The sequence below is a fragment of the Streptomyces venezuelae genome (assembly GCF_008642315.1).
Classification (GTDB): Bacteria; Actinomycetota; Actinomycetes; order Streptomycetales; family Streptomycetaceae; genus Streptomyces; species Streptomyces venezuelae_D.
In genome coordinates, this window is record NZ_CP029192.1 from 8,737,034 (window position 1) to 8,761,220 (window position 24,187).

The 24,187-nt window shown below is 66.1% G+C and carries 20 protein-coding genes and 3 pseudogenes; 14 read left to right on the forward strand and 9 right to left on the reverse strand.

All coding sequences use genetic code 11. The features are described 5' to 3' along the window. Positions 1-337 precede the first annotated feature (337 nt). Positions 338-691, forward strand: coding sequence for a recombinase family protein (locus DEJ48_RS40655; RefSeq protein ID WP_223832380.1), 354 nt, complete (start codon positions 338-340; stop codon positions 689-691). Continuing rightward, positions 640-1,245, forward strand: coding sequence for a hypothetical protein (locus DEJ48_RS38645; RefSeq protein WP_223832381.1), 606 nt, complete (start codon positions 640-642; stop codon positions 1,243-1,245). The genes DEJ48_RS40655 and DEJ48_RS38645 overlap by 52 nt, the downstream gene beginning before the upstream one ends. A gap of 474 nt (positions 1,246-1,719) precedes the next feature. Here the strand turns inward: DEJ48_RS38645 and DEJ48_RS38650 are convergent, their stop codons facing one another. Next, entirely contained in the window at positions 1,720-2,022 is a 303-nt protein-coding gene (locus DEJ48_RS38650) for a hypothetical protein (protein WP_150220736.1), read from the reverse strand. Between the two features lie 69 nt (positions 2,023-2,091). Here DEJ48_RS38650 and DEJ48_RS38655 point away from each other — a divergent pair, with 69 nt between their 5' ends. Then, complete coding sequence (locus DEJ48_RS38655) at positions 2,092-2,598, forward strand: hypothetical protein (protein ID WP_150220737.1); 507 nt, start codon at positions 2,092-2,094, stop codon at positions 2,596-2,598. Positions 2,599-2,817: 219 nt separating this feature from the next. Here the strand turns inward: DEJ48_RS38655 and DEJ48_RS38660 are convergent, their stop codons facing one another. After that, positions 2,818-3,333, reverse strand: a complete 516-nt coding sequence (locus DEJ48_RS38660; protein ID WP_150220738.1) for a hypothetical protein — start codon at positions 3,331-3,333, stop codon at positions 2,818-2,820. Between the two features lie 71 nt (positions 3,334-3,404). Beyond that, positions 3,405-4,103: a class I SAM-dependent methyltransferase gene (locus DEJ48_RS38665; protein ID WP_223832382.1), complete on the reverse strand. Its 699-nt coding sequence runs from the start codon at positions 4,101-4,103 to the stop codon at positions 3,405-3,407. Between the two features lie 732 nt (positions 4,104-4,835). Here DEJ48_RS38665 and DEJ48_RS38670 point away from each other — a divergent pair. Together DEJ48_RS38670 and DEJ48_RS38675 are read left to right on the forward strand one after the other, a co-directional pair. Then, positions 4,836-5,786, forward strand: a complete 951-nt coding sequence (locus tag DEJ48_RS38670; protein WP_190537858.1) for an RNA-binding protein — start codon at positions 4,836-4,838, stop codon at positions 5,784-5,786. A gap of 171 nt (positions 5,787-5,957) precedes the next feature. Beyond that, the gene (locus tag DEJ48_RS38675; RefSeq protein ID WP_150220740.1) at positions 5,958-6,887 is read left to right on the forward strand and encodes an ADP-ribosylglycohydrolase family protein; all 930 of its coding nucleotides are present in this window, start codon (positions 5,958-5,960) and stop codon (positions 6,885-6,887) included. A gap of 48 nt (positions 6,888-6,935) precedes the next feature. On the opposite strand, the gene DEJ48_RS40000 is transcribed toward DEJ48_RS38675, so the two are convergent. The 3 genes and pseudogenes from DEJ48_RS40000 to DEJ48_RS38685 form a co-directional block, all read right to left on the reverse strand. Then, the gene (locus DEJ48_RS40000) at positions 6,936-7,421 is read right to left on the reverse strand and encodes a hypothetical protein (protein WP_190538113.1); all 486 of its coding nucleotides are present in this window, start codon (positions 7,419-7,421) and stop codon (positions 6,936-6,938) included. 123 nt (positions 7,422-7,544) lie between these two features. Next, positions 7,545-7,934: pseudogene (locus tag DEJ48_RS40005) on the reverse strand (site-specific integrase); the annotation flags it as partial. Between the two features lie 467 nt (positions 7,935-8,401). Next, positions 8,402-8,770 (reverse strand): excalibur calcium-binding domain-containing protein, encoded by a 369-nt coding sequence (locus DEJ48_RS38685; protein WP_223832383.1) that lies wholly within the window; start codon positions 8,768-8,770, stop codon positions 8,402-8,404. A 1,584-nt stretch (positions 8,771-10,354) separates the two neighbouring features. On the opposite strand from DEJ48_RS38685, the gene DEJ48_RS40010 reads away from it, so the two are divergent. After that, positions 10,355-10,492, forward strand: a complete 138-nt coding sequence (locus DEJ48_RS40010) for a hypothetical protein (protein WP_190537860.1) — start codon at positions 10,355-10,357, stop codon at positions 10,490-10,492. Positions 10,493-10,709: 217 nt separating this feature from the next. Here DEJ48_RS40010 and DEJ48_RS38700 read toward each other — a convergent pair whose 3' ends face one another. Further along, the gene (locus DEJ48_RS38700; RefSeq protein ID WP_150220742.1) at positions 10,710-11,039 is read right to left on the reverse strand and encodes a hypothetical protein; all 330 of its coding nucleotides are present in this window, start codon (positions 11,037-11,039) and stop codon (positions 10,710-10,712) included. A 185-nt stretch (positions 11,040-11,224) separates the two neighbouring features. Here DEJ48_RS38700 and DEJ48_RS38705 point away from each other — a divergent pair. The 3 genes and pseudogenes from DEJ48_RS38705 to DEJ48_RS38715 form a co-directional block, all read left to right on the forward strand. Then, positions 11,225-11,919, forward strand: a pseudogene (locus DEJ48_RS38705) (RHS repeat-associated core domain-containing protein); the annotation flags it as partial. Between the two features lie 156 nt (positions 11,920-12,075). Further along, positions 12,076-12,765, forward strand: coding sequence for a WD40 repeat domain-containing protein (locus DEJ48_RS38710; protein WP_150220743.1), 690 nt, complete (start codon positions 12,076-12,078; stop codon positions 12,763-12,765). Between the two features lie 282 nt (positions 12,766-13,047). Beyond that, complete coding sequence (locus DEJ48_RS38715; RefSeq protein ID WP_150220744.1) at positions 13,048-15,930, forward strand: RHS repeat-associated core domain-containing protein; 2,883 nt, start codon at positions 13,048-13,050, stop codon at positions 15,928-15,930. 255 nt (positions 15,931-16,185) lie between these two features. Here DEJ48_RS38715 and DEJ48_RS38720 read toward each other — a convergent pair. Continuing rightward, positions 16,186-17,003 (reverse strand): IS5 family transposase gene (locus DEJ48_RS38720; protein ID WP_411757517.1). Its coding sequence is split into 2 segments (ribosomal slippage): positions 16,186-16,671 and positions 16,674-17,003, totalling 816 coding nucleotides; the frame shifts between segments, so codons are not numbered across the junction. A gap of 230 nt (positions 17,004-17,233) precedes the next feature. Between DEJ48_RS38720 and DEJ48_RS38725 the strand changes: the two are divergent. Continuing rightward, positions 17,234-18,705, forward strand: a pseudogene (locus DEJ48_RS38725) (NF041680 family putative transposase). 407 nt (positions 18,706-19,112) lie between these two features. Continuing rightward, on the forward strand, positions 19,113-20,021 hold the full coding sequence (locus tag DEJ48_RS38730; protein ID WP_150220745.1) for a hypothetical protein: 909 nt from the start codon (positions 19,113-19,115) through the stop codon (positions 20,019-20,021). A 100-nt stretch (positions 20,022-20,121) separates the two neighbouring features. Here DEJ48_RS38730 and DEJ48_RS38735 read toward each other — a convergent pair whose 3' ends face one another. Further along, positions 20,122-20,484, reverse strand: a complete 363-nt coding sequence (locus DEJ48_RS38735; protein ID WP_150220746.1) for a type II CAAX prenyl endopeptidase Rce1 family protein — start codon at positions 20,482-20,484, stop codon at positions 20,122-20,124. A gap of 1,093 nt (positions 20,485-21,577) precedes the next feature. On the opposite strand from DEJ48_RS38735, the gene DEJ48_RS38740 reads away from it, so the two are divergent. From DEJ48_RS38740 to DEJ48_RS38750, 3 genes are all read left to right on the forward strand, one after another. Continuing rightward, on the forward strand, positions 21,578-22,147 hold the full coding sequence (locus DEJ48_RS38740; RefSeq protein ID WP_150220747.1) for a hypothetical protein: 570 nt from the start codon (positions 21,578-21,580) through the stop codon (positions 22,145-22,147). A 132-nt stretch (positions 22,148-22,279) separates the two neighbouring features. Further along, entirely contained in the window at positions 22,280-22,957 is a 678-nt protein-coding gene (locus DEJ48_RS38745; RefSeq protein ID WP_150220748.1) for an ATP-binding cassette domain-containing protein, read from the forward strand. Beyond that, the gene (locus DEJ48_RS38750) at positions 22,884-23,846 is read left to right on the forward strand and encodes a hypothetical protein (RefSeq protein WP_150220749.1); all 963 of its coding nucleotides are present in this window, start codon (positions 22,884-22,886) and stop codon (positions 23,844-23,846) included. The genes DEJ48_RS38745 and DEJ48_RS38750 overlap by 74 nt, the downstream gene beginning before the upstream one ends. Positions 23,847-24,187: the final 341 nt, after the last annotated feature.

Genomic DNA, 24,187 nt, shown 5'->3' on the forward strand with positions numbered 1-24,187 from the left:
GGAGGTGTCAGACCAGGGTCCGATCGGGCATCCGCCCGGAACCGACGGCCGCCAACATCCCGCCTGATGGCGACGGCCGCGAGGACGCCGGGCGCCACCGTTCTAGCCCGAGGCATCAAGGCCAGGCCCGCACCAGGCATCCGCCCGACGCCCACGCGCCCGCCACCACAGCCAGCACGAGGCCCGCCCGCACGCTCTAACCAGAGGCTTCACGAACCCAGCTCGGAACAGACGTAACGGACCTCACGGCTCGAACACGCCGTTGATCCCACCCGGCACCCCCGGAGTGCTTAGCAAGGAATTAGGGTCCGATCCTCCGTACGGAAGGGACCCTTCAGTGGCGAACCTGGTCTACAAGCGGGTCTCGACCGACCAGCAGTCCACCGCCCGGCAGAACCTCGTCCTGGACGAGGCCGGGATCGAGGACCCGGTCGTCTTTGAGGAGGACGGCGGCACCTCCAGCCGCCTGCACCCGCTCCAGCGCCCGAAGTTCCGCGAACTGCTCACCTACGCACGGCCGGGTGACACCGTGCACATCTCCGAGATGTTCCGCCTGGTGCGCGCGGCACCGGGCACATCCTCGACGTCCTCCACCGCGACCGCCTCGCCCTCCGCATCCACGACGGCGCGTTCTCCGCGATGGACCTCACCGCTCGCCACCCCCGCACCGGCGAGCTGCTGTCCACCGTGAAGTTCATGGTGCAGACCCTCGCCGCCGCCGGCGAACTCCAGCGGGAGCTGACGTACGACGGGCTGCGGGCCGCCGAGGCCAAGGGCAGCAAGGGCGGACGCCCCCCGGCAGCGCCAACCGACAAGACCGACGACGTGCGTATCGCTTACCTGGAAGGCCGCTCGATCGCCACCCTCGCCCGCGAACACGACGTCAGCCGCGGCGCGATCCGTACCGCCGTCGCCGACCTCCTGCCCGAGTACACCACTGACAGCCAGGAAAACGTCCCTGCCTCGGAGCTGCCGGTCACCCTCGACATGCCGGGCAAGGTCGCCGACTTCCTGCGCGCCGCCGAGCTGGAGCCCGCCGAACGCGCCGCGCTCGACCAGGGCGTCACCGTACGGCGCGGCCAGGGTTACACCCTGCGTGTCAGCACCACCCCGGCCGTCCACCGCCAGTTCCTTGCCCGCTGCCAGCCCCTCGACGGCGCTCAGGGCACCCCGGCGGTCCCGGCACAGCGCAAGGCCCGCTGCGAGTACGAGAACCGTGTCACCACTCTCGGAACTCCGGCCTGACCAAGGTCACCGGCTTAGCGTTATCCGCTGTACCGATGTTTCCCGAGGCCGGCTTCAGCCGGCGGCATCACCGTGTGCTCCCCGCATCCGCGGGGATGGTCCCCGGGCACGCGTGCGACCTGCGGGCCCGTGCGGGTGCTCCCCGCGCCCGCCGGATGGTCCCGGGCGCGGTGTCCCACGCGTCCAATGCGATCCGTGCCCCCGCGTCTGCGGGGATGGCCCTTTCACGACGCATTCTGGTGCAAGTCCTGCCCGGCGCTCGATCAAGGGGCCTCGTTCAAGTGCTCGGTCGACCCCTTATTCCTCGAATGGTGTGCCGCAACCCGGGCGGCACTGGTCGGGCTGAGGTGCCGTGCGTGGGCGATGCCTGGCCCTCGCCACCGTGGATGTCTATGTCCCGCCGCGTGTGTTGCTGCTCTAGCGTGCGGTGCTGCACGGCGAGTTCAGAGCCTGCGCTCGTCAAGCCGCACCCGGTCATTGAAGACGCCCGTCGACCGTGAGGAAGGCCGTCCGCTCGTTGAAGGCCGACCGAGCACCCGAGCTGAAGCCGTTGACACTGATGAACCGACCGAGAGCGTCTTTCCCCTTCCGACGTACCTTGTCGTTGAACAGCATCAACGGCCCGGCCTCGACAGCACCCTTGAGCCACTTCGCTTCCGGGATGTAGTCGTCTGTGTCGGAGGAGATACACAACTGGGTGAACCAATGACGTTTATGCACGACGAAATCGCGGAGCAGCAGGCGGACATCACTCGTCTGCTGTTCCATCATGTCCACGCGCCAGTAACCGGCACACACTTCATCCGGGGCGTCCTACCCCTACCCGCGCCGCCTGCGGTGGTTCGCGTGGTCATGGGCGAAGCGAGTGCCTACGCTCCGGGTGATTTGATCGCCTATGAGATCCCTCTACGTTGGGGCAACGAATCGGCCACTGCGCAGGACATCACGGCACTTCTGCGAACCCTCGTCACCGAGACCGGCATCTACTCGAGTGACCGCATCAGCCAGGTAATGGGGATGCTCCTCGTCCGCGTGGATCCCACAGCCCTCGAGGAAACCGCCTCCACCATGGATGACCGCGCCCTTGGGATCCTGCGCTGTTTCGCCCAGCCCTACACGGACGAGAAGCCAAGGCCCCTGCTGCGCGGATTCTGCTTCCTGGACGAGGACCGACTACGTCTCTACCTCACCACCGCTGAGGCTCCCGGTGCCATCGCCGTCGACGTGCGCCCGGCAAATGCCACCACCGCCTTGCTTGCCTCCCTGCCGTCGCTGCTCGACGAGGAGCAGTACTGGACAGATGATGACTCCGATCCACACTGCACCCACGTCGTGAACCTCACCGACTGGTAACCCCAAACCGCTCGTGCGAGCCTGGGGGGAGCGGCTTCAGCGGGTTACAACGCCGCCCCTCGCCAGCGTGCCGCACAGCCTTCTTCACGGGCTGCTCGACTTCAGGGCGTGGCTGTCTGTTGTCTTTACCGTGCGCGGTAACGGGCGCTCTGGCACTGTGCGCATGTGCAGGCCCGCGAGCATTTGGCTGCTGCTCAGGCACGGGCGCGGTCAGCAGGGTTAGTCCGCCAGCTGTTTCTTCAGCTCGGCGGCATCCGTCCCGGAGTTGGTGGCGGGGATCTTCCAGCGGTGTGGGGTTTCCTCTCGCTCGCTGTTCCGGCAACTGCCCGTGCACCAGCTCACGGGGAAACTGGCGGTGAACTGGCAGCTGTTGACCTTTCTGGTCGGGTTCGAGTCGAAGGCCGCATCCGCACCAGTCTGATCGACGGACTGCGCGAGGTGACCAGGCCGGACGACAGCTGCGGCCCCTGGCATGACAGTCTCCAGCACCGCGAACTCGCGGTCGAGTGTCTGCCCCTGTGCAATGCCTGCTATGTCTTGGTCGCTGTGCTGGCGATGATGCGTGCGGGCGTGGCCAGCTGCGAGAGCCGCGAGATGACCAAAGATGGCATCACCGAGTACTTCGGCACCCCGGCAGTGAAGTCGGTCAAACGCAAGCTCGATCCCGACCTGCCCACCGCCCACTGGTGGATCACCGCACCGGTAGCCCAGGCCATCGAAACGGCCATGCAGCACACGCCACACGCGAGTGGAAGTGGCTCGGAATCAGCCTGGGGCCGGCGGGCTGACCTGGGGAGATGCCGTGATCAATCCTCGTGGCGCCGACGCGCGAGATGGACGGTGATGTCGGCGGCCATCTCGACTCTGTCCGGTAGTATCTGCATGATCTGGCTGAATACCCGCTCTCGCTCTGCGGTCGGCAAGACGAGATAAGCCGAGATGGTGGAGAGATGACCAACGTAGTCGCCAGGGCTCATCGTCAGGCGCCGTTCGATCACGGACTGCTGAACGTCGGTGAACCACTCAGACTGTTGCAGCTCAGTACCCGGCCACTGCATCTCATGATCCGGAGGCGTCCCGTCAGGCGACGGAATCTCGTCACTCTCCAAGAATGGTGCTCGCGCTGCGCGGACAGCTGCCTCCACAGCCGGGTCAGCCAGTTGAAATGGCCCGCCGCATGAGGCGAATACGCCACCCGGTTCCAGCAGCGCGGCCACGCGCGACCACCGGCCCTTTGGGTTCGTCCAATGCAGCGCTGCTGCCGCATTGACCAGTCCATACCGTTTGCCCGGTTGCAAGTCCTCGAACGCGGCTTGCACCGTTCTGACGCTCGTCGGCACGTGCTTGCGCAGTTCGGCGAGCATGGCCGCGTCAGGATCGGTCGCGGTGACCATGACCCCTCGTTGAGCGAACAGGCGGGTTGCCTTGCCTGTCCCAGCGCCGATCTCGAGGGCTGTCCGAACCGGGCGGCCCGCATAGGCCATCACCATGTCGAACAGCTCCACGGGGTACCCCGGCCGGGACCGTTCGTAAGCTTCCGCCACCACCCCGAAACTAAGCGCGCGACCAGACATGCTCAGCATCCTGACACGAGCGGCCCATGCGGTGCTTGATCTTTTCTGGGGGCACAGACTGGAGCTGATGTCTCATGCGAGACACATCAAAGTCTGGAGAAGGACGGATGCCGGTCGCTGCTCGGCTATTACGCGGATGGCCGCGTCATCCTGCGTTCGCGCCGCGGGGCCGTGATAACCCATGCCTTGCCCGAGGGCGTGGCGGCCGCCGCGGCGCTGCCCGGCGACATTGTGCTTGACGGCGTTATGTGACCTGTACGGGTGTCTCAGACCCAAGGTGTCTCAGGCGGCGCACCTCCGTAGAAGAGACGCGTTCGCCGCCGATGGTTCGGGGAGTCGAGGAAGGAGATAGGGTCGTGCGGCCGTTGTCTGGTCCCAACGATGTGTAGGCAGTCCCCGCTCTTCTGTAGGCGAGTGTGCCCGCGTTCGAGTTTTCTGTAGGCAAGTTCCGAGTCCGTCGGCCTTGTGTCGGTGGCTGCGGGCTCCTACGGTCGTGCCGTCAGTCGGCGGCATTCCGGAGGCCCGGAGTCCTGCCCCAGCTATGTGTAGGGAGTCTCACGCTTTTGTGGGTGAGTGGCCCGCGTTCCGGTGGTGTGTAGGCGGGATCTGCATCTGATGGCACGACTTATGCTGAGGCCCCGCCTCATCAGCTCAAGGAGCTTCGTGCCGCCGTCCTTCGCTCATCAGATAACCAAGTACAACCCCGCCGACCGTGACGAGCGCGGGCACTACACGGGTGCTGAGGACACGGTGAGCGACCACGGACCGGTCGAGGCGGCCTACTTGGAGGCGATCGCCGCCTTCGCACGGGAAGCGGGCATCGACACACTGGAGATCCGTGAACCCGAGGTCACCGGCTTCGTCAACTTCGGCCTGGAAGAACCGCTTGACGGCCATGGCCTCGCCGGCCTGTTCCCGCCGGACCTAACTGGCTACTACGACGGTGCCGAAGTTTCACTGTCTGTAGCGTTGGAGCTGGTGCGGACCATGCTTCGCGACGAGGGTGCTTGGTGCCGGTTGGAGCGCGAGGACACGTTCACCATCCACGTCGGGTGGGACCAGTACGTGTACGTCAGCAGCGACCGACCCTGCGACGCAGCGGTCGCACAGACACGTGAACTCGGCCTGTTTGCACAACCGATCAGCGCCTCCCCCTACGCGGCTGATCTTGAGGAACCTGAAGTGATCGAGGCTGCCGACGAGGACTTCTGGGAAAGAGTCCGCGTCGAACTCGCGTCGCAACAGACGCTGCTCCTGGAAGAGGCCTACGTCCGTAACGCGACCCGTTGGCACCGCCTCACCGCGAGCAATCTCGACCCGGTACGCGATCAGCTCGGTCCTCGCGCGATCCTGACGATCTGGCCGGACCTCAACCCCGATGTTGACGAGGTCCTTGCTGCGCTGCCCGCGGACGCCTCCATGGACTTCGTCTGGGAGGCACCAAACGGAACGATCCGCCACGTCACCATCGACGAAACCGATCACCAACAGCTCGCCTCCCTGGTCGCGGGCGCGAAAGCAGCCTGCTCTTTGCCCCTGATTCTCGACGAGCGCCACCCGCTGTTCCATGCTGCCTTGCCGGATAGCGACGGCGTGCTGCGCGCCAGGTGGTGACTAGGCCACCGCTGGCCCCGTGAGCGACTCATCGTCCTGCCTACGGCCGAGTGGGACATTGGCCGCTCTCGTGTCCCGCTCAACTCTAGGCACCGCAGGTCAAGGTCCTCGCCCTGCCCACACTTATCTGGGACAGGACAGCCGTCGGCGCGGCGCGGATAACCTGCGCGAATGAAGTGGATTCAGCGGGCCGCTGGCGCGGTCGTCGGCTCAGCGGTGGGTGACGCTCTGGGCGCCCCCTTCGAGTTTGGCCCCCAGGGAGCGTTCTCTGCGCGGTTTCCCGCGCCTGGTGCCGGTGGCGAGATGTGCGGAGGTGGTGGCTGGGACCCCGGCGAGGCCACTGACGACACGCAGATGGCCGTCTTGGTCGCGGAGTCGCTGCTGGAGCGGGCCGGGCTGGATCTGCCGGACATCTTCGCCCGCTTCCAGCGGTGGGCGGCATCAGAGCCGAAGGACATCGGCTTGCAGACCGAAGACGTCCTGACCAACGGCATGCCCTGGGACCTCGCCGCCGCGATCCACTTCCAGGTCAACCAACGAGCGGCGGGAAATGGCTCCTTGATGCGGGCGTCGACCTCCGCAGTTCACTTCGCGGCCGCCGGCCAAGAAGCCACCATGGAGGCGGCCCGCCGTATCGCTGCCCTCACCCACGGGGACCGCGCGGCCTGGGAAGGCACCGCGATCTTCCACGAGCTCATCCGTGTCACGTTCGAGGACATTGACCCCCTCGCCGCGCTCCCGGACGTCCTGGCTCTTGTCCACCCCGACCACCGCGGCCGCTACGCTACCGTCCTCGCGCCCGACTGGCACCCCGATCAGGCGACCGAGTTCAACGGTGCCGTCTGGCCCTGTCTGGGCTCAGCCGTCTGGGCCTTGCGCACCTCCGCCAGCTTCGAAGACGCGATACGCGCGGCGATCGACCTCGGCGGTGACACGGACACCGTCGCCGCGGTGACCGGAGGCCTCGCGGGGGCGTACTACGGGCTGGACGCAATCCCCGCCCGCTGGACCCAACCGCTCCGTGTCCCCCTCCCAGGATTCGACGGACGGGTGCTGCACCTGACAGATCTGCTCCACCTCGCACACCGCCTCGGAGGCTGAACCAGGTGCTCCTCCGCACTCTCCACGAACTCCGGCCCTCAGCCGCAGTCACTTGACCCGTGGCTCCGCAAGGAGCACGACTCGATCTGCTTCGACATCGAATCCGAGCACCGGATGACCATGGGCACCCTCCGGATGCATCAGCACCGGCTTACCCAACCGCCGCCCGATCTCCCGCAAGAAGGCGCAGAACAGCTCAAGTCGCTCCTGCCCCTGCAACTCGCGCAGATCAACGTCGAAATCGATCTCCTCGTCTGAGTAGAAGCGGAAGATCGCCAGCACATCAGCTCTCAGCCAGACACGCAGGCTCGGGCACTCCGTATCCGCTGGTCGAGACAGTGCAGCCTCCGCCCGGGGCAGGGGAAGCACCCTCTCTCCTTCGGAGTATTGGCACTTCCAGCCCTTCTCCACGACGAGATCCAGTACCTCCTGCCAGTTATTCCTCGAGGCATCAGGGACACTCACGTCCGGTAGCAATCCCATCAGGTCCGGATCGAAGAAGCACCTCACGTCATCCCACAGGAGATCAGCCACACCGTCATACTGCCCCATTTCGGCGTTCACGTGGACCCTGCGAGGGCCGGCAGGCGTCATCACCGTCTTGTCGACGTACCGAAACGGCGCCCGCTGCAACAACCCGGCATCCAGTGACCACGCCACCCACTTGTCAAGCGCCGCCATCGACCGGTTCCACGTCCCCACCGACACAGCACCCGGCCCGCCACACCACAACCGCACCCGCTTGTAAGCCCGCAGGTCATCGCCGTCGCACGCCCAGATCGGCTTGCCATACCGCGAGGTCTCCAAGAACCGGACGAGAAGCATCACGTCCCGGGCGTAACCCAGCACGCTGTTCTCGGCACGCACACCCCAACTCGGCAACTCACGCAGAAACCGGTTCAGTTGCAGGTCATACGATCCGTCCCCTCCCAGAATGAACGGCTGACCGTCACGGACACCTACGCGGTCGAGCACGGCCACCGGGCCAGCCGCGCCCGGGCAGCTCTCCAACCGGTCCCGGCTCGTCGCGCACAGATCCGTGATCACAACACCGCCCCGTCCGCTTCGATCACCACATTGAGTCCGGCTCCACTAACCATCCCGGAGCTGATGCACGAGGGCCTTCCCCTCACCTCGGAACTACTCACGCTGGTGATCTGCCCTCGAGTGAAGACCGTTGATGAGGCAGATGTGGTAGCCCACATAAATGGGGGGCTGGTGGTGTGGGAAGAGGGCCGCTGGCATTCGGTGAACCCCGGACCGTCAGGACCCCGTGCTTCGCACCCCTCCGTTCATGCCTTGGACGACAGGCAAGCGGCACCCGAAGGCCACGATCCCGGTGACCGCGGCCGCCGTTGAGCCCCCGGCCGCAACCGGGGGGCTCATGTGCGGCAGTCCAGACAGTCCGAGCAACCCGTGGCCCTGGTAGCTGGCGCCCGCTGCGCACCCCGGGTCATCCCACGAGGGCGGAACCCGGGAGACCGTTTACCCGGGCTAGGGGAGTCCCCGCACGGTCAGGGTCCGGCGTACGGCTCGCACGCCACTCCGTCACCGTCCCGATCGAGGTCTGTGCTGTACCCCGGATCACCTGCGTAGAGCGGTGCAGCACCGGCAGCCCGCGCCTCGTCGCAGTTCGCGTAGTACGCATCCTGCTGGCTGCTCGACTCGGTCGTGGGCGTGGCTGTCGGTTCCGGGGAGTCAGTGGTGCGCTCGGATGCGTCGGGTGATTCGTCGTTGACTGCCGGCTTGGAGGCCTCCGCGGTCTCGGTTTCTGTCACGGTCGGGCCTGGTTCTGTCACCGTGACGGTCGGCGCGGGTTCAGGGTCCCCTGGTGTCTTGGTCCCCGCCATGATCAAGAACAGGGTGAAGAACAGTGCAGCCAAGGCCCAGAGCCACCACGGCCCGGGCAGGCGACGGCGCCTTCGTGGTGTGTTTGGTGGCTGCGGTGGTTGCGCTCCGCCCTGGTTGTGCCCGCTACCCCACCTGTGTACGTCGTCCATGGCTGCCTCCAGCCTGGAGCCGCGGGGCTACGCGGCGTTGTGGTGGTGGGCGCAGCCACCTCTCCATCTGCCCATGCCGGGTCCTGTAGCAATCCGTCCGCGTACGGCAGGCCTGCTTGGTGCAGGGACCCCTCGACATCTCTGTCGGAGTGCGCGAGGCCGAGGATCACAGAGACCCGTCGGCCGCCCGCGCCAAACGCCGGGTGAACGACTGTCGGAGCGGTTCGGACCATATGCCCAGCCTGCTCCGAATGGGTGGTCTCCGCATCCCGGCGCGGATCATGGGTATCCGAGGAGCGGCCCTGCCTTGTCCCGAGCGAGGCAGGGCTCATTCCAGCAGGCTGGGCGCTGTGTCAGGTGGACGGTGGACGAGCGCCCGGATCCCGTCCACGAGCGCTCGCTGCGCCTCATCCAGGGTGACCGGCCAGCGCCGTTTGCCCGCTGTGAGGCCTCGCATCGATGCACCTCGATGGGCGGACCGCCCTGTCCGGTCCCTCGCTCGATGATTCAGTCTCGGGGGGGCCTCTATCGATTTGGTCAAGTCGTGGGCCACAATTGCGGCCTGACGACGTGCCTCCGGATCTGCTATGAGGACGAAGATCTGTGGCTGTATTTCGAGGCCGATGACGAGGGCTGGGCCGTGCGGCAGGTTGAGGCCCTGGGGCAGGACTGGCGTCGGGTGACGGCGGCCTCCTTGGAAGAGGCACTTGCGTGATCATGCCGATCTCGCGGTGATGTTCCGCTACGAACAGTAGTACGGTGTTCTCGCCGAAGGTCCCATGGACGGCGCAGAACGTGGGGCTCGCACTCGGGTCACCGATCGTCGGGGGAGCCATGGATGCCCTCGCTCCCGCGGGTGGGTTCGTGGCGGCCGGATTAGCGGGCTGTGCTGCCGCGCCGACCGGCTGGCTGCTGACCCACCGCTCGTCAGAGGTGCGCAGGGTGGCCGTCCGAATACAGAAGCGGTGAACCCGGCCTCCGCAGCCAGGCGACGCGGTCAATGCAGAGCGCCGTGAGGAGCAGCGCACCGCAGTGGGCTGCGTGCCCGCATCGGTGGGGGTTCTCCCAGGCGGGGCGCATGCCGATATCCGCGTTCGATTTCCTTGGCCGCCAGAGCCGGTCTCGCGCGCGGCAGATATCCTCGCGTGCCACGGCCTCGTTCGCCTGAACCCCGGTTATCAAGCAGCGGGTTCAGGGGCGCGGCTACGTAGGTCGCCCGCCCCCGTGTCATGGCTCCCGACCGGAGGGCGGGGCTGCCTGCCGTGCTTGGAGACTCAGCCGTGCCCAGGAACGAGTGTCCAGCAGCTCGTGGTGGTCCTGTGAGTGAAGCGATGGTGAAGCGGGGAGATGATGCTGTTATGCCCGATGAGCCGAAGCTCCTCCTCAGTGATCTTCAGCCGGGCCAAGTAGTGCAGGCCACTGTCACCAGTCATCAGCCCCGGGGCATCACAGCCGATCTCATCGCCTATGAGTCAGTCGACCAAGCTGAGGTGGTCCCTGACCGCGAACAAAGCCGAGGTCGCCACGCTCAAGAACCTCGCCGAGTGCCGCGGCAGGCAGGAAGTGGAGTACGTGCTCGCGCCGGAAAGCGCGGCCGTGGCGTAGAAGCCAGCATGTCGGCTATGCCGTGGCGGTGCGCCCGCCCGCACCGCCACAGCACCCGCGCCGGGCATCGAGCCGTCCCTCCGCCCCGGGCAGGCTCGCGCGGCGCGGGAACCCTTCGGTCTCTCCCCAGGAGGGCAAGTTCACCCTTTACACGCGGGGGGAAGAGCGGGCGACAGGGGGCGGTGACCACCCATCACCCGCACCTCTTCCTCGGCTGCTAGTTCAGCTTGCGCCCCATGCACCTAGACGTCCTCTCTCTGTTTTTCGTATGCCACCACTCGAAAAGATGGGTAAGCGCGAGCATCGCGAGGTAGCTGGCAGCTCTATCATCGAGATCGCCACTGACCATGCTGGCCTCCTGCCCGGAAAAGGACAGGGAGACCCGCCAACGTTCGTATTCAACCTGCAGGTCAACTTCGATGACCAAAGACGGGCATATCTCAGCAACGCGCAGTTCAACGATCTCAATAGAAGTCCCAGCGCCCTGACTTTGGACCCCGAGAAGCTCGCTTTGGAGTTTCTCTTGGACTAGCTCCACCGTGGCCATATTTCCCCTTCTAACAAGCAGCGTGCGCGCGGGGAGTGTACTCAACACTGGCCGTGATGATCCCCTGAGGCGTCAGTCCGCCGGGCCTTCCCCCGAGCGGGCCCGGGTTATAGACCACCTTGAAGTTCTTCCTGGGGTTGGGCGAGCACCCTGTGCCGGGCTTATACCGGTAAACCACGCCACGAGACCAGAGTGAGCGCATCAAGGTCGGCGACACCTACTTCCACAACGGTCCGCTGGGATTGTCGGCGTCCTCAACTGCCGGTGTGGATACGGGCTTTAACCGCGAGCCCGGGGGCACATTGAACTCCATGACCCGGAATGGGAAGGCCTTCTTCTACCTCGGCGACGCCATCGGCTCCATCGTGGCGGTCACCGACGAGGCCGGCGAGAAAGTCAACACATACTCCTACAGCCCGCGCGGCGTCGCCCGTTCCACGACCAGTGAGAAGACCCCCAGCCCTACCGCTTCGCCGGCGGCTACCAGGACCCCACCGGCCTCTACCACTACGCGGCCCGCTACTACGACTTCAACATCGGCCGCTTCACCCAACCCGACCCCTCCGGCCAGGAACAGAACCCCTACCTCTACGCCGAAGGCGACCCCGTCAACCGCATCGACCCCGACGGTCTGGACTCGACCGAGTTCGGCGGCGAGGTCTGCTTCGGGATCTGCATCGGCGGTGGTAAGGCCGGGCGTGTCCTTCACTCATGGCTCGCCCAAGACGACTGGCCGGCGGCCTGGCGGCAACCTCGTCAGTCGAGGGAACCGTCCTTGTCTCTGCAGGCGCATCCGGTGCTGTGCGCGTCTGGGACCCGCACGGCACTGCACAGCAGGTGCTGGAGGCGGACCGCGGTCCGGTCCAGGCGCTCGCGCTGACCAGGTACAGGCAGACGACGACGGCGGCCGCGGGAGGCCTTGATGGCTCCCTCACACTCTGGGACGTCGAAAGCGCTTCCGCGCGCTTCACACTCGCCCCGGATGACGGCCCCATCACCTCGGTCTCTTTCGGTCTAGCAGGCGACACAGTCATCTGTGGAACCGGACGAGGCACTGTCCGGGTGCACGCCACCGCGGACGGAGCGCTCAAGCAGGTGCCGACCCCCCCATACGGACCGGATCCTCTCCCTCGCCTACTTCCCCCTAGACGGAGGCATCGTCGCTTCCGCCGGTGCTGACCGCACGGTACGCACCTGGGAGGCATCCAATGGCCGTCCCCTCTTACGCCTGCGTGGCCATGAGAGCGCGGTGACGGGATTGGCAGCCGGAGAAGCCGACTCGACCGCGGTCCTGGCCTCAACGGACGAGGACGCCAAGATCCTGGTGTGGGACGCAATGTCAGGTCGCCGCCTGGCGGACCTGCACGCTGCGCGTCCGCTCAGCGCCCTCGCCTTCGGGACCATCAACGACACTGGCGTCCTTGCTGCCGCGGAACAGGACGGTCCCATCCGGGTGTGGGAGGCGCTCTCGGGGGAGGAGCTGGCAACACTCGACACCACTGACATGTCTGTCACCACACTCACCGTCTGCACGATCGCGGGCACCCCCGTTGTACTGGCGGGCACACGCGCCAAGACGGTCCACGCCTGGCAACTGCCCGGGGGAGCCGCGATGGGAATGGTCCCCGTCGAGCAGATTCCGCTTGCCTTGTCCTTCTCCTCGACGGGGTTCCTGCACGTCGCGGGAGGCGATGGCCTGACATCGATCCACCACTTCTCATCCTGAGGTTGCAAGGCGCTGACACGAGGTACGAAGACGCATGCCGAACAGCGGGGCCCACCGTCAGTGACGGTGGGCCCCGCTGTTCGGCATGCTATGCACCGACAAGGTCCGTATTTCGTCCGGGGCCAAGGGCAAGCAGACAAGCCGGATCAGGGAACTCGGTGTCCTGGGAAAGCACTGCGGAGCGCCTGAAGACGTGCACATCGCCCACTGCCCGTCGCCGCACCCATGTACGCGTGAAGAGCACCACCACGACGGCGAGCACACTAGCCGCGGCCGTGTGGGGTGCCTACTGACTTCTCCGTCGCCGGCGTCGGTCAGGAACTGACCCTGGCGCGCACCTACAACTCTCTGGACGCGCCGTGGGGGAAGGTCTCCCAGCGATGGTGGCAGCAGTACGAGCGCTACCTCCAAGTCTTGGAGGACGAAGTGGTGCTCTACGACGCCTCCGGCGACACCCTGCGCTTCAAGAAGGCCGCCGACGGCTCCTACACCACGCCCAAGGGCTACTCCAAGGAGCTGAAGAAGAACGCCGACGGCACCTACACGGTCACCAACTGGAAGTCGCATACCAAGGACACCTACAACGAGCACGGCACCCTGACCAAGGTCACAGACAAGAACAAGGGCACCATCACCGTCACCCAGCACGACGAGGGCAGCGAGCACAAGGGCTTCAAGCTGACCGAAACCCGCTCGGGCCGCTGGATCGACCTGGTCAAGACCGACGCCTCGCAGTGGCAGGCGAAGGACAACTCCGGTCGCACGGCCGTCTTCGACCTCGACCCGGTCGGCAACCTGCACAAAACCACCGACGCCGAAGGCAAGACCACCACCTTCGGCTACGACTCCTCCCGCCGCCTGGAGAAAATCACCACCGCCGAGGGCCGCGTCACCGTCTTCACCTACGACAGCGCCAACCGCGTCACCTCCATGCTGCGGGCCACCGACTTGAACGGCTCCGGCCACACCGGCCCGACATGGACCTACCAATACGACACCACCTCGCCCACGGCCGCCGGAACGACGAAGGTCACCGACCCCGAAGAACACGTGACACGCTACGAGCACGATGGTGACGGTGAAGTCGAAAAGGTCACCGACGCGTTGGACCACAAGCGGTCCACGAAGTACGACGCGGACCACAATGTGGACACGGCCACGGACGCGATGGGTACCGGCACCACGCCCGGCAACGTGTCCGACTACGGATTCAACACCCGCAACAACCTGGAGACGGTGAAGTCGCCCACCGGCGGAAAGTCGACGACCAACTGGCAGACAATCGCCGGCGGCGACAAGCCCAAGGATTCCACCAACGCCGACGGCGAGAAGACGTCCTTCACCTACGACACGGCCGGCAACACCAAGTCGGTGGCGCAGTCCGGCACCGGCGGCGGCAACGTCTCGTACACCTACAACCCCGCCAGCCCCGACTGCGGCGGCTTCGAGGGCCAACGGTGCACGACCCAGACGAAGATGTCGTCCACGAAGACGGTGAAGACGTCCTTCAGGTACGACGACAAGGGCAACCTGGTGAAGGTGACCCCGCCCAAGCCGCTGGGTGAAACCACGTACACCTACGACGCGTTGGGCCGCACCGAGACCCTCACCGACGGCCGCGGGGTGAAGAAGGTCTTCACCTACGACCACCTCGACCGCATCAAGACGGTCTCCACGACCAACGACACGGTCCGCTACCACTACGACGGCGACGGCAACCTCCGCCAGCGCGACGACTCCACCGGCACGGTGAAGTACGACTTCGACCCGTTGCAGCGGGAGACGGTCCGTACCCTGCAGGACGGCTCCCAGACCCTGCTCGCCTACACCCCGGCGGGCAACGTTGATTACTACCAGGACCCGACCGGCAAGTCCGACTACACCTGGAACGAGGTCAACAAACTCAAGGAGTTCAAGGACCCACAGGGCAAGACCACCACATACAAGTACAACAACAACGACATCCGCACTCAGACCTCCTACCCCGGCGGTACCGTCCAGACCGTCGACGTCGACAAGTCCAGCCGGCCGGAGAAGATCAAGGCGACGTCCCCCAAGGGCACCCTGGTCGATCTCGCCTACACCTACGGCTACGGCACCGACGGCAAAACCGACGGCGACAAGATCCGCGCCACAACAGACGCCGTGACCGGCATGAAGACGACCTACACCTACGACGGTGCGGGACGCTTCTCCTACGCCGAGGAGAAGAAGGGCTCCACCCTCAACGAGTCCTGGCAGTACTGCTACGACCTGGCCGGCAACCTCACCAGCCAGGGCACCGCCGAGGGCTGCCCGCGTGGCACCACCTACACCATCAACGACGCCCAGCAGATCACCGCCAAGAACGGCTCCGCCACCAACTGGTCGTATGACCCGGAAGGCCATGAGACGGCCGGCGCCTCCACCCCGGAGGGCACCCGCACCGGGGAGAAGTGGTCGGATCACAGCCAGCTCACCTCCCTCACCGTCGGGGGCAAGACGTACGAGGGGCGTTACGGCTCCACCGACCAGAGTGAGCGCATCAAGCTCGGCGACACCTACTTCCATAACGGGCCGCTGGGTCTGTCGGCGACGTCAACTGCCGGGGTGGACACGGGCTTCAACCGCGAGCCCGGGGGCACGCTGAACTCCATGACCCGGGACGGGAAGACCTACTTCTACCTCACCGACGCGCTCGGCTCCGTCATTGCGGTCACTGACGGGTCCGGTGAGAAGGTCAACACGTACTCCTACAGCCCCCGCGGCGTGGAGCGGTCGACCACCTCGGAGAAGGCCACCCAGCCCTACCGGTTCGCCGGCGGTTACCAGGACCCCACCGGCCTCTACCACTACGCGGCCCGCTACTACGACCCCAACGTCGGCCGCTTCACCCAGCCCGACCCCTCCGGCCAGGAACAGAATCCCTACCTCTACGCGGCAGGGGACCCCGTAAACAAAATTGACCCGTCAGGGCTGGGCTTCTGCGATAGCACGTTCGGGAAGATATCCGGTGGCGTCATGTGCGCATCGAAGAGTGTGAAGAAGAAAGTCAACAAGGGAGCATCGGGTGTGTCTGCTGGAACAGCCGTGTGCGCTGTTGCCGCAGGGCCCTCTCCCGTCGGCGTAGGCTGCGGCACCGTCGGAGCGGCAGCCGGTGTAGTGGCGTTCCTTACGAGCGACTGACAACTTTCTGCGGGCGCACCACTCAGGTTGCGCACACAGCCCGTCTATCAGGAGGCATCGTGGCAAACAGAAGCAGCCAGCCATTATCAGCGATAATTGCTGTTCTCTGTCTCGTGGTGGGCGTCTTGTTGGCGGTCGTAGCCGACGGAAATGTATGGATGTACGTAGCGGCGGCGGCGCTGGCGCTGGCAGGAATCTCCCTGTTGACCAACCGGTTCGGACTGGGGCGATAGGCGCTTCGGTCGCTAAGAGGTCCTAACAAAGACGTTGGACGTGTCGGTGGGTGATCAGGCAGACGGCGAGGCCGAGGAATGCTTCGTGGATGTCGTCGCGTCGTTCCCAGCGGATGCGTAGGCGGCGGAAACCGTGGAGCCAGGCGATGGAGCGTTCGACGACGTAGCGGAAGATGCCCAGGCCGGTGCCGTGGGGCTCGCCCCGTCTTGCGATCACGGGCCGGATGCCGCGCTGCCAGAGCTGGCGGCGATAGATGTCGTGGTCGTAGCCCCGGTCGGCCAGCAAAGCATCCGGGCGCCGACGCGGCCTGCCGACTGTGCCCGCGACGGGCGGGATCTTGTCGAGCAGAGGCAGGAGTTGGGTGACGTCGTTGCGGTTGCCGCTGGTCAGCGACACCGCGAGCGGGATGCCCTGGCCGTCGACGATGAGGTGGTGCTTGCTGCCCGGGCGTGCGCGGTCGACCGGGCTGGGTCCGCTTTTGGGCCCCGTCGGGCGGCCCGGACGTGCGAGGAGTCGATCACCGCCCGCTCCCAGTCCAGCTGGTTCTTCGACCGCAGCTTCTCCAGCAGTAGCACGTGCAACTGGTCCCAGACACTGGCCTCGTTCCAGGCGGCCAGGCGCCGCCAGCAGGTCATGCCCGAGCCGAAGCCGAGCTCCTGGGGCAGGTACTCCCATTGGATGCCGGTGTGCAGGACGAAGAGGATGCCGCACAGGGCCTGCCGGTCCGGCACCCGCGGTCTTCCCTCCACCAGCTTCGGACCCGGCTTCGGGAGCAACGGCTCAATTAACGACCACAGTTCATCCGACACGATCCACGGCCGCGACTCACGCTTTCCCATACCCAGACCTACGGACAGAACAGCCGACAGACTCATGATCAGCAGCTTTTGTTAGAGCCAGTTAGCGCGGACGACGGGGTTCAAAGACAGGTTCTGCGCTTGTTCTTTATCTTCTGACTTCGAACGGTGTCCCGAACGAGGTCACTCACCTGGGCATTCGCCGGACATGAGGGTGGCCTTCGTCTGATCCTGTGCTCCGTCACGAGGAGAACCAGTCGAAGGCCGTTGTCATGAGTGTGGTGTGCCCGGATGTTCGGCGGGAAGCGTTAGCGGATGCGTCACGCTTCCGAGCGGAGTTCTACGAGTGTCTGACCGCCCGGCGTGACGAACTTTTCGAACTGGCCGACGCGTTGTTGTGCGTCGACGGGCCGGTCACCTCGCCGGTGGACTTGACGATGGCGCCCGAGCACCGGCGTGGGCACGGCGCGTTGTACGGAGCTCTCAACCGGGGCCGGTTCGACGTCGAGAGGCTGCGGACCTTGCTCGCCGGGCTGCCGTTGCCCCGGTTCGAGGGCGGGCGCCTGGTGCTGGCGGTTGACGTGTCGCCGTGGCTGCGCTCGGACGCGCCGTGCTCGGCAGACCGGCTGTTCTGCCACGTCTACGGCCGGGCGAAGTCCGCCTCCCAGTTCATCCCGGGCTGGCCGTACTCCTTCGTCGCCGTCCTCGAACCGGGAGCCACTTCGTGGACGTCGATCCTGGACGTGGTCCGGCTCGGGCCCGAAGACGATGCGACCGCCCTCACCGCCGCCCAGCTCCGTGCCGTGGCGGAGCGGCTCATCTCAGCCGGCCAGTGGACGCCCGGCGATCCGGACATCACGATCGTCATGGATGCGGGCTACGACGTCACCCGCCTGGCCTGGGTACTGCGGGATCTTCCTGTCGGGCTGGTCGGGCGGATCCGCAGTGACCGGGTGATGTGGCTGCCAAGCCCTCGCCCAAGGAGTACGCCCTGGCCTATCCCCAGGGCGGCAGGCCGCCGAAGCACGGCAAGGAGTTCCGCTTCGCCCAACCCGAGACCTGGCCCGAGGCGGTGATCACCACGGTCACCGACACCGCCAACTACGGCAAGGCCGAAGTCCAGGCGTGGGAACGGGTCCACCCGAGGCTGACCCACCGTTCGGCCTGGCTGGAGCACGACGGTGAACTCCCCGTCGTCGAGGGCACCTTGGTCCGGCTGAAGGGCGAGCATCTCTCCAAGGAACGGGAAGCACCGCCGGTCTGGCTGTGGTCCTCCAGGACCGGTGCCGCCCCGGCCGACGTGGATCTGTGGTGGCGGGTGTTCCTCAGGAGATTCGATCTTGAGCACACCTTCAGGTTCGGAAAGCAAATTCTCGGCTGGACCACCCCGAAGGTCCGTACCCCCGAGGCTGCGGACCGGTGGACCTGGCTCGTGGTCGTCGCCCACACCCAACTCCGCCTCGCCCGGCCGCTGGCCGCCGACCTCCGCCGGCCCTGGGAGAAGCCGGCCAAACCCGAACGCCTCACCCCGGCCCGGGTCCGCCGGGGGTTCAGGAACATCCGCGCCCACCTGCTCTGCCCGGCCCGTGTTCCCCAATCACGCGGCGCCGGTCCCGGACGACCGCCCGGGACCAAGAACCGCCATCCCGCACCCCGCTACGACGTGGGCAAGACCGTGAAACGCCCCGAGACCCTCAAGGCCATCGGTAGACCTGGCAGATCCTGGCAACTCAAGCAAGGGTGAGCATCGCGCTGAGGTGCGGCCACACACACCGCAGCATGTGCAGTCCCGATCAGCCATGCTCTCTGCCCGCAGGGACGTGCCGAAGCATTGGGTATGCGTGACAGCACCTGAATCATACCGAGGGCATCCGTCAGGTTAAAGAACAAGCTCAGAGCCTGTTACCGCGAAGCGCGCCGCCACCCCGCCCTCTGCCCGGTACGCGGAAAGCTGCGGGTGCTGATCGCCCGTACCGATCGGCAGCGCACGTGCGGGCCCTGCGCCGGCCACCCCGACCCCTACGCCTGCCCCCGGTGCGGCGAGCCCCGTTCCTACCAGGTGCGGGGGCTGTGTGACCGGTGCACGGTGCACGACTGTCTCGCCGCACTCTTCGACGCGGTTCCCGATCAGGACGGCAGCGGTACGCCCACATGCGCGCGGCCCTGGCCGACTGCCCGGAGCCGGGCACCGTCGTGAACTGGCTGCGCAACTCCCGCTCCGCCCGCCTGCTCGCCGACCTGGTCGCCACCGGCCGCCCGCTCACGCACGCCGATTTGGACGCCACCGCCACCAGCCGGGCCACGGCGATGACCGCGGAGTACCTGGGCGGCCTCCTCATCGCCTACCAGGTGCTGCCCGAGCGCGACGAACTCGGCGCCCGCATCACCCGCCACCTCGAGCGGGTCACTACCCGGCACCCCGACCATGCGGTGCTGCTGCGCTCCTATGTCCGCTGGTCCCTGCTGCCCCGCGCACGCCGCCGCCAGCGCCTGCGCGGCGGCAGCTTCAAGCACCGGGTCCACTGGGCCTACACCCGCATCAACCTCGCAGCCGCCTTCCTGGCCACCCTGGCCGACCGCGGCATGACCATCAGCCAGGCGACCCAGCACGACGTCGACGCCTGGCTCGCCGGGAACCCAGCCCGCCACGACGTCCGGGACTTCATGATCTGGGCCCACCGCCGCCACCACGCCCGCGCCCTGGAGGTCCCGCACCGGCCCAAGGCCGATCCCGTCGGACTGGACGAAGACTCCAAGTGGGACCTGCTGCATCAGCGCCTCACCGACACCGGTCTCCCACTCGAAGTGCGGGCAGCCGGAGCGATCCTGCTGCTGTTCGGCCAGCACCTCACCCGCATCACCGCCGCCCACTGGCGCCGACGCGCCACCACCGACGGGACCGCCTACAGCGAAGCCCGCCTGACCGCTACGCGAAATCCGATGCCGGAGGCACACCAGGGCTGGCATAGAGGATTGTGGGGAGGGTGGAGCGACTCCGGAAATCCGCAGCTGTTTCAGCGCGGCAGTGCCGCGAACGAGGCTGCTGTTGCCCCGAGCTGAACTCCTGAGCCAGACCTATGGCATCGGTATCGGCCGCTGAGACACGAGAGTTTCGCAGCCGGACGGCCGCAGGTTCACCCGCCGATGTGAAGCCATCGGGTCATGGTTTCTGGCGGGCCCACCGGAAAGCGGTCACAGCCGCGAGCGTCAGCGCGGTAGCGCCGAGCAGCGGTCCGGTGCCAGGCGGCAGGAAGGCACAGGTGGTTTGGAGGGAGTTGAGGGTGAAGTGAGCCAGCATCAGGGGCCAGAGGGAGCCAGTCCGCTGGTAGACGAACAGCCAGCCGGTCATCCGCACACTCACCATGACGGTGGCGCCGAGGCCGTAGTAGAGGTGGAAGGGCAGCCGCAGAAGGATGAGGACGGTCAACTGGGCGGGCCAGGTCAAGCCGCGGCGGGTCATGACCGCGACTGGCAGGGCGAGCAGCATGGTCTCCTCGACCAGGGCGGCGTTGAGGTTCCACACCAGTTCCCAGCCGGTGCTCCGGGCGTGGCGTAGGCGCCGTCGGGGGCCGGGGGAGAGGTTCAGCAGCTGAAAGCCGGTCCAGGTGGCGGCCTAGGTGAGGGCTGCAGCGCCCGGCCCGAGGAACCGAACCCGTCAGGAAGCAGTGGCGCATCCTGCAACAGTCAGCCCCTCGGCCTCATCATTGGGGTCCCAGTCGAACAGCCCGCAGGCAGCCACGCACGGCTTCCCGTGGCATGCCGCGCCTGCAACGACAAGGGGCGTACTTTCCGGCGGACGCGTTTCCGAAGCGGCGTTGCGCAGGGTGCGCTCTGAAAGGTCGTTCTCGCACAGGTCGGCCATGACCGCGTCGGATCCCCCGAGCCAGGCCAAGTATCTGCCTACTGGGCATAAGCAGGGTTTATTAGTACATAAGATGAAACCCCCTACAATCATGCGTTGACTGCGTCGAAGCTGAGACCCGCAGCACCGGTCCACACAGAGGGATTGACGCAGTGAAACTCATGTACATGGCCGCCGCCGTCACTACGGTCGCCACGATTGCTCCGACGTTTCTTGGTGTCATACCCGCGAAGGCGCCCGAGGCTCCGGACGCAACGGTGACCGCCCCTGACCGGCTCCCGCCCCAGGGCTCGGAGGAGGACGGGCCGGGCCGAAGAGCGACGGGGACGAGACCGGCACGACGGGAGCGGCACTTCCCTGGCCGAGACGGGCAACCACGCCTCCGAGTGGATACTCGGCGCCGACAGCACCTCGGTCGCGCTGGGCACGGTCCTGGCCGCGGCAGCCCATCGGCGTCGACGCGTAGCTCCCTAAGAAGGCGGGCGCCGATACCACACCTCGCACACGGTCGGCATGCTGCGCTCCGCCGTCGCGCTATGGCGCTCGCAGCGCAAGAGAGAAGGCCTTGGAGACGGCGTGCGGCGCGGTCGAGCGGCCCAGGAAGACCCTAAGCGGACAGGCTAGCGATCACACCGACTGAGATCACTTCTGAGGTCCTGAAGGTGCAGGGCTTTCGCCCCTCGAGGATGTCCGGCTACCTGATGTATCGGCAGGTAGCAAGCAATGGCGATATGCAATTACTTGGAGGTCACTAATGCGTAAACGACTGGCCATAGTGGCAGTATCGGGCGGTATTGCTCTTGCCCTCGCCGCCCCAGCCGCGTTGGCTGCGGCTGCCGACGAGCCTCTGGCGACTAGCGCCGACGGACATGCCGTAGACCCGTCCGAGCTGAGTACAGAACAGATAGCAGCGCTCACCGGTGAGCCGCAGGCAACCGGTGGAGAAGTATCCGCCACAGAAGCCGGACTCATCGATCCTTCCGGCACCCAGCCGATGACCCGCGCCAAGACCCGGTATCGCAAGGCAGAGTTCAAGCGGGGCGGGCGGCTGATGTGGACCCGCGACACGGTCTACTTCGGCTTCAACGGCGGCAAGGTGACCTCGTCAAAGGGATGGCAGGCGAATGGGCATATCTTCCCCAACATCGCAAAGAACAAAGGAATAACGCGCTACCACGCGACGAGCGCGACCCATAAGTGGCGGGCCAAGAACACGATTGGAGCCGGAATCCCCACTCCCTGGGGAAGCGTGAAAGCTTACTCGAAGGACTACATGCACTACTTCACCGGCAGCAAGTCCGGCGCCTGGAAATGGAAGGGTTGACCTGCCAGCAGCTCAGCATACGGCCAGCCGCACCGGACTGCCCCATGCGGCTGGCCGCCACACTACTTCTCTCTTCTTCCCTGGTGGTCTGCCGGATGGCCGGCTCCCCGAACTGATGAGGACGAACACCCGGTGATAGCAGCCGAGCAGGTCATCAAAGGATATGGAGCACATCCCGTCCTGCACGAGGTCTCCGCCACGTTCCGACGGGGCCGGGTGAGCTACCTACTCGGAAGAAACGGCGCGGGCAAAACCACCTTCTTCAAATGCCTGTCAGGGCTGGAACCCTTCCAGGGCACCATCACCTTCGGCGGCCAGCCTCTGGGCAAGATACGCCCGGAGCTGTTCCCCGTGTTCGACGACTGCGCCCTGTACCCCCACTTGTCGGGCTGGGAGAACCTGCACCTGCTGGTGAGGCGGAAGGTCACCATCGCCGATGTGCACGCAGCCACAGGCGGGCAGGTGTCCGCCACCTTGCTGACCAAGCCGGGCAAAGCGCTGTCGTACGGACAGCGCAAGAAGGTGTTCATCACCGCCTTGGCCCTGGCCCGGCCGCCCTACGTGTTCCTGGACGAGCTGGCCAACGGGCTCGACTACGACAGCCTGGCCTGGCTTCAGGCCGTGATCACAGACCTCAAGAAGGACAGCGTCGTGATCGCTGCGGGACACCAATTCGACTTCTACGACCGCGTGGCGGACGACGTGTTCGCCCTGGCACAGAACAGGCTCACCCGGCTTGACTTCCATCCCGCCAACGGCGACCGCCTCGAAGGCGCCTACCTCGCGCACTGCCCACGCGATCCGGACTGACCTGCGTTACCAGTGGACCTCCCGCTACGGCCTGTACGCGCTCGCCGTCTGCGTGCTCGTCGCCGCGGCCTTCGCTGTGGGCGCCTACGGCACAGCCCACAGCGCGATCAGCAGCCTGCATCAGGAGTGGACATTCCTCCATGAGGACGGCGGATACACCTTCACTCGAGCCATCGGACAGGGCAACGACCCGACCGACGCACCGCTGGAGGACACCTGGCGCCAAGCCGGCAGTGCGGTGGCCAACCTGCACGTCGTGCAGGGCACGGTCAGCCTGCTCCAAGTCCTGTGCTTCGTCCTCGCCCCGGTCCTGTTCTTCACCCACGGAGCAGTCACCGCGACCCGTGATGCCCACTTCAAGACCCTCAAGTTCCGCGCCGTACGCGACGGGCACCGCACCCTGTTCGCCTCTCAGATCGCCACGCTCGTCACCATGGTGACGGCCCTGACAGCAGCGGCGCTGGCCGCCTGCCTGCTGATCAGCTCAAGCCTGAGCTGGGCGGCATCCGGACGCCTCGACGATCCCCTGGTCTCCGTCCCCGGCGACCTGCCCCTCACCGACCTGATTCCGCCACTGCTGCTGTTCCTGCTCACAGGCACGTTCTTCGCACTCCTGGGCATGGGCACAGGAACGATCGCCCGACGGCCGCTGCACGTCATCCCCCTCTTCATCTCCCTCTTCTTCGTCCTGCCGATCATGGGGCGCTTCGATCCCCGCAACCTCCTGATGGCTCTCGCCTACCCCCACATGACCTTCACCGGAGGCTTCAGCCCCACTGCCCCCACCCCGTTGCCGGGAGCTGTTGCCGCCTTGGCTCTCGTGGCTGTGACGGCGGCTGTTCTCGCCGGCGCCTACTCGTTCACCACCCGGCGTTCTCTCTATACGTAAGTCCCCAAAACCCATCCTCCACTGATGCCTTCCGCTTCGAAAGCTTGGTTGAGCAAGGCAGCGGCCTTGGAAGGTGTCCGCTTCCATCCCCCACCTCTACCGCCATCAGCGACTCTTCGGTACGGGACGGGAACCACCATGCGGACGCGGCGGCTCGATCTCTTTACCGACCGCAGATAGTGGTGCCCGTGATGTTCGTCTGGGCCTGTGACGTGGGCGTCACGGGCTCGTTTACCGACCGGGTCCAGGACGTCAGTCATGTCCTGGGGTCGGTACGGAGGACGAGTGGTACGGCATGTGGTCATCGGGGACTTGAGGGTCCAGCAGATTGACCGGAAGGA